General features: G+C 66.5%; 5 protein-coding genes. 2 read left to right on the forward strand and 3 right to left on the reverse strand.

The features are described from left to right. Positions 1 to 257: 257 nt before the first annotated feature. Entirely contained in the window at positions 258 to 683 is a 426-nt protein-coding gene (locus ACQPXH_RS10240) for a DUF1707 SHOCT-like domain-containing protein (protein ID WP_433602073.1), read from the reverse strand. A gap of 831 nt (positions 684 to 1,514) precedes the next feature. Further along, positions 1,515 to 3,146: a hypothetical protein gene (locus ACQPXH_RS10245; RefSeq protein WP_433602074.1), complete on the reverse strand. Its 1,632-nt coding sequence runs from the start codon at positions 3,144 to 3,146 to the stop codon at positions 1,515 to 1,517. A gap of 740 nt (positions 3,147 to 3,886) precedes the next feature. Between ACQPXH_RS10245 and smc the strand changes: the two genes are divergently transcribed. Both smc and ACQPXH_RS10255 read left to right on the forward strand, forming a co-directional pair. Beyond that, on the forward strand, positions 3,887 to 7,504 hold the full coding sequence (gene smc, locus ACQPXH_RS10250; protein ID WP_433602075.1) for a chromosome segregation protein SMC: 3,618 nt from the start codon (positions 3,887 to 3,889) through the stop codon (positions 7,502 to 7,504). 105 nt (positions 7,505 to 7,609) lie between these two features. Beyond that, a complete protein-coding gene (locus ACQPXH_RS10255) occupies positions 7,610 to 11,995 on the forward strand; it encodes a tetratricopeptide repeat protein (protein ID WP_433602076.1) in 4,386 nt (1,461 codons plus the stop codon). 169 nt (positions 11,996 to 12,164) lie between these two features. On the opposite strand, the gene ACQPXH_RS10260 is transcribed toward ACQPXH_RS10255, so the two are convergent. Next, entirely contained in the window at positions 12,165 to 12,554 is a 390-nt protein-coding gene (locus ACQPXH_RS10260) for a DUF2237 family protein (protein ID WP_014987060.1), read from the reverse strand. Positions 12,555 to 12,626 lie beyond the last annotated feature (72 nt).

Raw genomic sequence — 12,626 nt, forward strand, 5'->3', positions numbered from 1 at the left:
TCCTCCCCCACCCCACCGACACGTCAGCCGAGAATGCACTGGTGGCGGCCACTCTCGACATTTGCCGCCACTAGCGCATGGTGATCAACTGGCCAACTCTGCAGCCCTGTGCCTCGGCGTCGAGAATGCTTTGGCGGAGAGGGGCTCTCGGTGTTTGTCTGCGTCAGCGGATGGTGGATCGGGGTCCGGGTGGGGAGTGAAGGTGCGGGGGGCGAGGAGGGGGTAGCGACAGGGGCAATCGCTGACCATTTCGGGTGTCAGTTGGTGTGGCGTCCGAATCGGCCCGATTCGAAACCGGCCAACATGCGGAAGGCGAGTACGGCGCCCCATGGGCCGATGACCCAGATCGGCCACGGGTAGGTGAATTCGCCGACGCTGATCGAGATCGCGGCCCAGATGGTGAGCACCAGCACGCTCACTCCGAGCCATGAGGTGCCTTCGATCTGCTGCCAGATCGGGAAGCGATTGATCGAATTCTTCTGTACAGCAGACTCTTTCGGCAACTTCGGCAGATCCGACAGGACCAGCTGCAGATCGTCGCGAACGCCGGTCTCATAGACGCGGGCGACGCGTTGATCGTATTCGGCAAGGTCGATCCGACCGTCCGCCATGTGCCGTCCGAGCAGCCGCACAACCTTCTCGCGCTCCGCATCGGAGGCCCGAGTACCAGGCGAGATTTCCATGTCCAGTTCCTAACGACTAGGTCCATATTCCACATTGGAAGGTGAATTGAGCATGCACCCTCCAATGTGGAATGTCAAGCCTTCGGGTGGGGCCGCGATTGTGACGGACCCGTCATCGACGAGTACAAGATTCCGGAGGCTGCCATGGCCTGGACACACTCTGCAATGTGTTCGGCCGATGACCTACAGACCCGCATGGCTTGCACGATCGGTTGCCTGAACACCGATGAGTCCTGCGGTGGGGCTGTCGCCGATGAGATCCGCTATCCAGTGCGTCAACTTCCGCGCGGGCGATGACCTGGGTGATGTCGAACCGTGCCGGGTTCACCACGTCGCCTGCTCGGCCAATGCGGTTCGTCGGCGCGGGATCGGGCGTGCCGGCGGGTGTGTTCGTTCCGGCGATGGCTCGGGCTGCCGTAGATCCGCGGGGTTCCCGGCACAGTATGGATATGTCTAGCTCGTCCCGGATTCGGAGCCGTGGGGGTCGACTGTGCGCCTGTGACCTGCGGTGATGTCGGTCAGGCGACTCGTCCCGCCACCCCTGTGGTTCGCGCGGCCTGCGAGGCGTTTCGCTGGGTGCGCGCCGGATAGCATGTGCTGGTGTGCACGGGATTGCCGTGCTGCCGGGTGTGTTCGTTCCGGCGATGGCTCGGGCTGCCGTAGATCCGCGGGGTTCCCGGCACAGTATGGATACGGCTGGACAGTGTCGGGTACTGAGGGTTTCGGGATGCTCCGGGCCGAGGATGGCCAGTTGGTCGCGCAGCAGCAGCCGGTATTCGGCGCCGGGCGCAGCTCGTCCCGGGTTCGGTGCCGTGGGGGTCGACTGTGCGCCTATGACCTGCGGTGACGTCGGTCAGGCGACTTGTCCCGCCGTCCCTGCGGTTCGCGCGGCCTGCGAGGCGATTCGCTGGGATGCGCGCCGGAAAGCACGTGCCGGTGTGCGCCGGAACTTTCGTCCCCGGGCCGACCGGTGGGCTGGCGATAGTCCACTTGCTCCCTATGGCGGTTGACCGGTGGTTCGTTCCAGCGATCACTCGACGGCTCCGAACGCCGTGGGTCCGCAGGGGTTTCGCGGCGGCTGCGCGTCGGTGCGCCGAGTTCGTCGCGGGGCGACTCGGCGCGACGTCGGTCAGGCGGTGTGCCTCGGCTTGCGGACGGTTCGTCCGAGCCCTCACCTGAAGGCTCGGATCGAGGGGAATCCACGCGGCCCGCGCGGCGGGCGTTTGTTGGTGCGCTTGGTTCGAACGGTGGTTGATCGCGGCGTCGGATCGGCGATGCGCCACGGCTGGCGGCAGGCGGACCGATCCGGCTATCGGGCTCGTAACGGGTTGCTTCCGATGGTCGGGTGGAGCGTGCTGGTGGACTGTCCCACTGATTGCTTGGTACTGCGTTCCAGCTGTCGCTCAGTGCGTCGTCCTGCTCGTCGTTTGGTGGTGTGTCCCAGTGATTGCTCGGTGCTGTGCCGCGATGGTCGCTCGGTGGTGTGTCCCGATGGTCGCTCGGTGGTGCGTCCCAATGGTCGCTCGGTGGTGCGTCCCAGCGGTCACCGGATGGTGCGTCCCAGCGATCCTGTGGTGGTACGGCCCGGCGATCAGCCGGTGTTCTATCCGCGTAAGCGTCCGACTCCGCCTCCAGCCGATCGCTCGCTCTTCGGCGCGTGTTCGACGGTTGGTCTCGGCGTCGGGTTGGTTCGTCGTAGCGGTTCGGTGATTTCCGAGGGTCGGGGGAGTCCGAGGCCCGGCTGCGGGTGGGGGCTGGAGTGTCTTGGCCGGGTGGTTCGCGGCGGCTCGAGCGGCTGGGGTGGGGCGGGTCTATCGGATTGTGGCGCTTGCTCGATAGCTTTTGTGCCCCAGTGGATTCGCGGTGGGGACCTTCGGGCTCGACCACCGGCAGCTCGCGGGTGATGCGGTGGGAGGTGTCGCCGCGTTCGCGGAAGGCGGCGGGTATGCCGTGGTGGTGTAGCCAGGCGCCGGGGTCGTAGCGCTCTTTGCGGTCCAGGTCGGGGACCGTGCGTTCGAGGAGGTCGAGCAGGTCGCCTTTGCCGCCGCCGAGGGCGAAGCGGATGGCGGGGAAGGTGGTGGCGCGGAATGCCCAGTCCCATTCGTAGGCCGGATAGGTGCCGCCGGTGTCGTGGCCGTGGAAGACGAGATCGCCGGAGCGAGTGATGCGGGCCCGCACCGAGATGCTGTCGGATTCGATGCGGAAGCCGCGGATGTCGGTGCGGGCGCGGGTCGCGGCGTGGTCAGCTGCCTTTATCTCGAACCAGGCGGTCGTGAGCCCCGTGACTGCGAGTCCACCGGCGAAGGCGACGTGCAACCAGACGTCGGACAGGTCACTCTTCCGGCTGACCTCGCAGGCATACAGAAAAACCAAGCTCCCCACGACCAGCGTCCCGATGCGCGTCAGCCGCAGCGCGGTCGCATGGCGGACTGGACCGAGCACGCTGCTGGTCTTGTCCGACATGCTCTGCACTCCCGAACTAACGGTCCGCTGGCGAATCAGACTGGATCGTATGCGCCCCGGCAGCCCGGCGATACCGCAAGCACAAACCGGTCGGTCCAGGGAGTCGGAGTGCGCGCCAGGTCGAGGAAGACTCCAACCGGAATGGTGATATTGCCGCGGAACCGGTTGCATTCGAAGTCCTCCACGCCCCGCTGCTATCACTGCTTGCCGAGGACCCCGGACGACCCGCGAGGCATACCTCTTGCTCCGCGACGAAATCGACGCGCAGATCGTGCACAAGGACTACGCGGGCCGCCTCGGCTACTCCAGCCACCCCTCAACCGCCTGCCCAGCCAGAACACGGACCTAAGCGCCAAATAACTCATCGGCCAGCGAATCATCTTGGAAGCCAAGCGGTTGCTGCCCCGCGCACCGGACTCGGTCGCCGAATCCGCCGAACCTCTCGGCTTCGACGACCCGTCCAAACTCTCCAAATACCTTCAATCACCGCGCGGGCCGAACCTCTGCCACCGTCACCGCACGCTGAACGCCCGAGATGCGAACACCGACAAGGGATGCGAAACTGACGCGCGGCCAGCAAATGTGGAGCACACGGAAATGCGGGACATCGGGCACCGAGTCGATAACCTACGGAGGTATCCGCCCGCTTACGGGGTAACCCTTGCCAGACGGATACCATGGCTGGTCGCCCCAGTGGACGACGAATTGTCCGACCGCCGCGCAGGGAAGGGTCGTCGAATTTGCACCTGAAGAGTTTGACGTTGAAGGGTTTCAAGTCCTTCGCGTCCGCGACGACCTTGCGTTTCGAGCCGGGCATCACCTGTGTGGTCGGCCCGAACGGCTCGGGCAAATCCAATGTCGTCGATGCGCTCACCTGGGTGATGGGCGAACAAGGTGCGAAGGCGCTGCGTGGCGGCAAGATGCAGGACGTCATCTTCGCCGGTACCTCCGGACGCGCGCCGCTGGGGCGCGCCGAGGTCACGCTGACCATCGACAACTCCGACGGTGCGCTGCCGATCGACTACGCCGAGGTCTCCATCACCCGGCGCATGTTCCGCGACGGCGCGGGTGAATACGAGATCAACGGCAGCTCCTGCCGCCTGATGGATGTACAGGAACTGCTCAGCGACTCCGGCATCGGCCGGGAAATGCACGTCATCGTCGGACAGGGTCAACTCTCGGCCATCCTGGAATCGCGTCCCGAGGATCGCCGCGCCTTCGTCGAAGAGGCCGCCGGTGTGCTCAAGCACCGCAAGCGCAAGGAGAAGGCGGTCCGCAAACTGGAGGCGATGCAGGCCAACCTCGCCCGCCTCACCGACCTCACCACCGAACTGCGCCGCCAGCTCAAACCGCTCGGCAGACAGGCCGAGGTGGCTCGCCGCGCCCAGACGGTTCAGGCCGACCTACGCGACGCGCGCCTGCGTCTGGCCGCCGACGACCTGGTCACTCGGCGCAATGAGCTGGAGAGTCAGCAGAGCAAAGAGGCGTACGCGCGCGAACAGCAGATTACGGTGCAGACCGAACTCGATGCCGCGAATGCCGCACTGGCACAGCAGGAGTTCCAGCTGTCCCGGCTGACGCCGAGCGCCGAGGCCGCCGCGCAGATCTGGTTCCAGCTGTCCGCGCTGGCCGAGCGCGTCAATGCCACCGTCCGAATCGCGGGCGACCGAGCCCGCAACCTGCACACCGAAATGCCTGTCGGTAGCGGCCGCGATCCGGAGCAGCTCGAGGCCGAGGCCGAACGCGTCGAGGCCGAGGAAGCCGAACTGCGTGAGGCGGTCGAGATCGCGGCCGAAACCCTGGAGGCCGCGCGCGAGGCGCTCGCCGAACGCGAGCAGGCCGCGAAGGCCGCCGAGCAGGCACATCTGGCCGCGGTGCGTGCCATCGCGGATCGTCGTGAGGGGTTGGCGCGGCTGTCCGGTCAGGTCGAAACTTTGCGCACCCGATCGCAGTCGGTGGATGCGGAGATCACCCGGCTCACGGTCGCGATCGGCGAGGCCCGCCTGCGCGGTGAGGCGGCCCAGGCCGAATTCGATACGGTCCAAGGCGAACTCGGTGAACTCGAGGCCGGTGAGACCGGTCTGGACGCCCAGCACGAGCATGCGGTGCAGGCCCTCGCACTGGCCGATCAGCGCGTCACGGAACTGCGGGAACAGGATCGCGACGCCAGTAAGCGGGTGGCCTCGCTGAGCGCCCGAATCGAGGCATTGGGTATGGGTTTGGCGCGCAGGGACGGCGCGGCCTGGCTGATCGAGAATCGCGCACATGGTCTGCTCGGCCCGCTCTCCGGGCTGATCCGGGTGCAGGGTGGTTTCGAGGCCGCGGTCGCCGCGACCCTCGGACCGCTCGCCGACGCCGTCGCCGCCGATACCGGAGATTCCGCACACGCCGCGGTGCGCGCGTTGAAGGAGGCCGACGGCGGTCGTGCCGCGCTGGTCTTCGATGCCGCGGCTGCGCCGATCACGTCCGACAACGGGTTGCCCGGCGGAGCGCGCTGGCTGGTCGACGTGGTCGACGGACCGGACAACGTGCGCGGCGCCATTGCCGCCCTGACCGCAGGTGTCGCCGTGGTCGAGGATCTCGCCGCCGCCACCGAACTGGTCCGTGCCCGGCCGGAACTGCGGGCGGTCACCCGCGACGGCGATCTCACCGGAAGCGGTTGGGTGCTCGGCGGATCCGATCGGGCACCGAGTCAGCTGGAGATCCAGGCCGATATCGATACCGCCGAGGCCGATCTGGTCGCCGCGCAACGCCGTGCCGAAGAGTTGGAGGCGGCCCTGTCCGGTGCACTTGCCGAACAAGCCGACCGCAAGGATGCCGTCGACCAGGCGCTGCTCGCACTACACGAATCCGATCAGGCCTTGGTCGTGATCTACGACCGCCTGGGCAGGCTCGGCGAGGTGGCGCGCACCGCCCAATCCGATATCGACGGGCTCACCGGCCAGCGCGCGGAAACCGAGTCGGGCCGGGAAGAGGCGCTGGCGACGCTGGCCGATCTCGAAGAGCGGCTGCGCCGTACCGAACTCGAATCCGAGGTCGACGACGACGGCATGGGCTCGGCGGGCACCGAATCCGCAGGCCGCGACCGCGAGGAAGCCGCCGCCGCACTGGCCGAGGCGCGGTCCATGGAAGTCGAGGCCCGGCTGGCTGTGCGCACCTCCGAGGAACGCGCGGAATCGGTTCGCGGCAAAGCGGATTCGCTGCGTCGGGCTGCCCGCGCCGAACGCGAGACGAGGGCCCGCGCCGAACGCGCACAGGCCGCGCGCAGGCTGGCCGCCGAAGTCGCTGCCGCCGTTGCCGAATCCGGTGCCAAGGTCGCCGCAGAGCTGGAATCCGTTGTGGCGCAAGCGGGTGCACGCCGTGACGAACTCGTGCGCCGCCGCACCGAATGCGCCACCCAGGTCGAGCAGATCAAGGAGCGGGTCCGCGCACTGACCACCCAGCTGGCCCAACTCACCGACGCCGTGCACCGCGACGAGGTCGCCAAAGCCCAAGCGGCACTGCGCATCGAGCAGATCGAGGCGACCATCGCCGAACAGTTCGGCATCGCGCTGGCCGATCTGATCGCCGAATACGGTCCGGATGTGCCTATGCCGCCATCGGATCTGGAGTGGCAGGAGTACGAACAGGCCAAGGAGCGCGGCGAGCAGGTCACCGCGCCCGCGCCGATGCCGTTCGACCGCAAGTCTCAGGAGCGCCGCGCCAAGCGCGCCGAGAAGGACCTCGCCACCCTCGGCAAGGTGAATCCCCTTGCGCTGGAGGAGTTCGCGGCGCTCGAGGAGCGCTACAACTTCCTCGCCACTCAGCTCGAGGACGTCAAGAGTGCGCGCAAGGATCTGCTGGAAGTGGTCGCCGAGGTGGACGCGCGCATCCTGCAGGTCTTCACCGAGGCCTACGAGGACGTCGAGCGCGAATTCGTCGGCGTTTTCGCGAAACTGTTTCCGGGCGGCGAGGGCAGGTTGGTGCTCACCGATCCGTCGGACATGCTGACCACCGGTATCGAGGTGGAGGCCCGCCCGCCCGGCAAGAAGGTCAAGCGACTGTCGCTGCTGTCCGGTGGTGAGAAATCGCTGACCGCGGTTGCCCTGCTGGTGGCCATCTTCCGCGCCCGCCCCTCGCCGTTCTATGTGATGGACGAGGTCGAGGCCGCGCTGGACGACACCAACCTGCGCCGCCTGATCGGCCTGTTCGAGCAGCTGCGCGAGAAGAGTCAGCTGATCGTCATCACCCACCAGAAGCCGACCATGGAGATCGCCGACGCCCTCTACGGGGTCAGCATGCGCGGTGACGGCATCACCCAGGTGATCAGTCAGCGGCTGCGCGGAGAGACCCTGACTCCGGTCGGCGCGGCCAGCTGAACGCGAGGCGCCTTCACGATCCCCTTGTGATCGTGGCCTTTTCGATTCCGCGTTGTTGCCCGACACCGACGCCCGCCGAGTACGTTTCGAAATATGGGCGGGAGGGTGGCGTTGGTAGTCGGCTCGGAGTGCACAGCGCTGCCCAGGTTGGGTTTCACCGACGACCTCGCCACCGGCCTCTACACCGAACTGCGCGAACTCGGTGGCTGGCGACCGGCCACCGGCACCGACGGCCCGCTGCTCGATCCGACGATCGACGAATTGGTCTGCGCGGTAGACGAAGCCTTCGACACTGCGTCGAATCGGCAAGCGACACTGCTGATCAGCTTCGTCGGCCACGGCATGACCACCGCCGCGGAGAACTTCTACCTGCTCGCCCGTGACTCACCGCAGCTGCCCAAGCTGCGCAACGCCTTTCACCTGACGCAGGAAATCCAGGAGCGGCTGAACAGTGCCGCGACACTGGACGGTTTGATCGTCTTGGTCGACGCCTGCGAGACGGGGGAGGGCGTCCGCGGCGCCGCGAGGCGCTGGCCGGAGGCCTCCGGCCCGAACGGGCGCGTCGAACTGCTGGTCGCCACCGGCAACGGACCCGCCTATTTCGGCTGTTTCACCAGGACGATCATCACTACCTTCGGCAAAGGGGTACCGCGCGGCGGCGAAAGTCTGCTGCCCTCGGATCTGGTGCAGCCGCTGCGCCAGTGCCCCGCGCTGGAGCCGCAGTCGTTCTCCTTCACCTCCGGAATCCGCACAGCCAGTAGCGATCCCGGGCTCTGGTTGGTGCCCAATGCCGCCCGCCGCGAGGACGCGGTCAGCGGCACCGCCGCGGCCGGTTTCATCGACCAGTTGATCAACGGCCTGGTCATTTCGGAGCCATTGCGGGAGCGGCTGACCCAGGTGGTCGACTCCGGCGAGGAACGGCTGCGCGGTGTGCTCGGTCCGGCGGGCTGCGGTAAATCGACCCTGCTCGCCACGCTCATCCGCCCGAGTTGGGTGGACACGCTGCCGATCAAGGCCGAATACGTCACGGCCGCGATATTTCTCGACGTCACCAGCTCCATGGAATCGTTCACTGCCGAGCTGGCCCAGCAATTGGGTAGCAGGCTGGACGGTTTCAAGGCCGCGACGCGCATGGTCGAATTCGATCTGGCCGAGCAGGACAGTCGTGGGCTCGATCTGTTCGAGATCAGGATTCTGCAGCCGCTGGCCAGGCTGCGCGGCTCGAAGCCGGTGCACATTCTGGTCGACGGCCTCGATCAGCCCAAGCGCGGCAGCCGTGCGCTGCTGTCGTATGCGGTCGCCGAGCTGACCCGTCGCCCGCAGCTCGCGCACGTCCATCTGATCGTCGGGATCCGTGAGGGCACCGGCATCGAGAATTCGCCGCGACTCGCCCATATGCGCCGCATCGAACTGCCCGCGCCGACGACCCCGGATATCGCCAATACCGTCGCCGCGGCCCGCGGCCATATCGCGCATACGAATTGGCGCGAATGGATCGACGGTCTGTTGCAGCAGACGCCGACGGGCGGTTGGCTGCTGGCGCGGCTGCTGATGGAAATCCGTTCCGATATAACCGCTTCCGATCTGGAGCGGGGAATCGGCATCGATACTCTGGTGTCGCGACGGGTCCGCGACGTCGTCGACAACGCCGATTCCGCCACGGGCACAGCGGTATACGCATTGCTCGGCATTCTGGTTGCGGCCGGCGCCGGGCCGGTGCTGCCGCTCGAGCTGCTGGAACGCGGTCTGGAATTCCTCGGTATCGAGTTGAGCACCAACCGGATTCGCGATCTGATCGTCCGGCTGGGAGTATTGGTCAGCCGCGGCCGCCCTGGCACCGAAGGTGAAATGCTGGGATTGGCGCACAATGCCTTTCGGCGCTCCCTGATAGTCGCTGGCCAGCCGGAATGGCGGCGCGATGCGCATCGGGCGCTGGCCGAGGCGATCGAGTTGGATGCGGGTTCGTCGAAACCCGCACCACAGATCACCGGTTACGCGCGGCGATCGGCGGTGCGCCACTATCTCGGCTACGGCGATTCGGCCGCCGCGCTGGCTTTCCTGGAACGGTTGAACACTCCGCGAGCAGCGGATAATCGTGATCTGTGGGCCGCCTGGATACCCTCGTTCGAATCCGCGGTCGGCCCCGATCACTCCGACACTCTCACCGCCCGCAATAATCTCGCCTTCTGGCGCGGGGAAAGCGGCGATCTGGCCACCGCCATCACCGAACACCAGGAACTACTCGCCGAACGAGTACGCGCGCTCGGTGCGGACGATCCGGGCACCCTCACCATTCGAACCAACCTTGCCCGCTGGCATGGCGAAAGCGGTGATTTCCGCACCGCCGTAGCCGAATTCGAGCAGTTGGTCGCCGACCGGACCCGTCTGCTGGGTGTCGACGACGCTGCGACGCTGCGCACCCGGGGTGACCTCGGGCATTTTCGTGGCGAACAGGGCGAAACCGCTCAGGCCATCACCGATTTCCAGCAGCTGCTCGCCGACCGGCTACGCGTCCTCGGACCGGATCATCCCGACACGTTCACCGCCCGTTACGAACTCGCTTACTGGCGCGGTGAGAGCGGCGACCTGGATGCCGCCATCATCGAGCTGCACCAACTGCTCGTCGATCAGCAACGCATTTCCGGCACGGCCGACCCGGCCTTCTTCAAGACCCGCCATCACCTGACCGAATTGCACGCCGAGAGCGGCGATCACATGCGCGCCATCGCCGAATTCCAACAGCTGCTCGAGGAACAGGATCGAGTGCTCGGTCCCGATCATCCGCATACCCTGATCACGCGCAACGATATTGCGCGCTGGCGCGGTGTGAGCGGCGACCACGCCACCGCCATCGCCGAATTCCAGCAGCTGCTCACCGATCGGACCCGCATTCTCGGTCCGGAACATCCGCATACGCTGCGCACTCGCAACAGCATCGCCTACTGGCGCGGCGAAAGCGGCGAGCACCATAGGGCCATCGGCGAATTCCGGCAGCTGATCGAGGACGAGCGCCGCATCCTCGGCCTGGATCAGCCGCTCACCCTGAAGTCACGCCACAACCTCGCCCACCTGTACGGCGAAATCGGTCACTACCTCACCGCCGTCGCCGAATTCGAGCAGGTGCTCCCGGCCCGGATCCGGGTCCTCGGGCCCGATAACCCGCATACCCTGCGCACACGTCACGAACTCGCGTTCTGGCGCGGGGAGAGCGGTAATCCGGCCACCGCGGTGCTGGAGTACCAGCGGCTGCTGGCCGACCGGCAGCGGGTATTGCCGATCGATCATCCCGACACCTTGCGCACCCGCCACGCGGTCGCCTACTGGCGCGGGGAGAGCGGCGACCCGGCTGCGGCCGTCGCCGAGTACCGACTGCTGCTGCGCGACCAACTGGCCATCCTCGGCCCGGAGCATCCCGAAACCCTCAGTACCCGACACTGTCTCGCATTCTTCCTCGGCCAGAGCGGCCAGGTCGGCACGGCCGTCACCGAATACGAACAACTGCTCGACGACGAGCGTAAAGTGCTCGGACCCTTGCATCCGGAAACCCTGCACACCTGGCATCGCCTCGCGCTCTGGCGGGGTGAGAGTGGCAATACCGCTGTCGCGCTCGCCGACCTCGAAGAACTGCTACCGCTGCGGCTGCGCATCCTCGGCCCCGACCATCCCGATACCTTGCGCACTCGGCACAATCTGGCGAAGTGGCGCGGTGAGGCGGGCCAATACGCCACCGCCATAGCCGAATACGAAGAACTGCTGGACGACCGGCGGCGCATTCTCGGCGCCGACCACCACGATACGCTGACGACCCTGCACAACCTCGCCTACTGGCGCGGTGAAAGCGGTGATCCGGCCGCGGCGGTCATCGAATTCGAGCATCTGCTCGTCGACCGGGAGCGGGTACTCGGACCGGATCACCCCGACACCCTGCGCACCCGTGCGAACCTCGCGCACTATCGGGCCGAGAGCGGCGATATCGCTTCGGCCCTGCCCGAATTCGAGTACGTGCTCGTGAATCGCATCCGGGTGCACGGACCGGAACACCCCAACACCTTCCGCACCCGTCACGACTTGGCGTGTTGGATTGGTGCGCAAGGTGATCCGGCCCTCGCGGTCGAGCGTCTCGAGCTGCTGCTCACCGATCGCGTCCGAGTGCTCGGCGACGATCATCCGGATACGCTGTTGAATCGGAATGAATTGGCCCGCTGGCGTTGTGAATCCGGTGATCCGCGATCCGCCGTGCGCGATTTCGAGCAATTGCTCACCGACGAATATCGAATATTCGGCGGGTCCCATCCGCGCACGCTCAGCACCCGCTTCCACTTGGCGCACGCCCGCGACTCCGCGGGCGATACCGCGACCGCCGCGACCGAATACGCAGAACTCCTGGCGGACCAGCTTCGTGTTCTGGGTACCGACCACCCCGATACCCGGCGTACCCGAGCCGCCTACCGCAACGGAAAGCCTGCACCGTCTCCTCGGGATCTGAAGTAGTGCGGATACCGACGAGTTGTCAATGCGAGGCGGCGAGCCGGTCGCTGTCCTGTTGTGCCCTGATCATGGCGGGCCGAGGCGGCCGCGCTGCGATAATACGACAGAATTTTTCGGCGACCGTCTGCCCTGGAACGCTCCGGGCATCGACGGTCGGCAAGGGGCGGCGGGGCTAGAGCAGGTCGCTTACGTCGTCCGGCACATCGACGGCGTACTTGCGCAGGATGTCCATCGAGATCACTTCCAGGGCGTTTTCATGGGTGGCCGCCAGCACCACGGGCGCGGCGACACCGTCCTCGTGGGCGTGCAACCAGCGCACGGCCACCACACACCACCGGTCGCCCGGCTGCAGGCCCGGGAAGTTGTTCTCCGGGCGCGGCGTACTCAGATCGTTGCCGATGGATGCCTGGTGTTCGAGAAATTCAGCCGTGACGACGGTGCACACGGTATGGCTGCCCAGATCCTCCGGCCCGGTACTGCAGCAGCCGTCCCGGTAGAAGCCGGTGAGAGGATCGGCGCCGCACTCTTCCAGCGGCCCCCCAAGCACGTTTCGATCGGTCACGTCGCCGATACTATTGTCACTTCGCGAGAAGTTCCGCAGGACAAGAAATCTCGGGGGTTGTGTGTCGGGTCC

The organism is Nocardia sp. CA-135953, from assembly GCF_050955735.1.
Taxonomy (GTDB): Bacteria; Actinomycetota; Actinomycetes; order Mycobacteriales; family Mycobacteriaceae; genus Nocardia.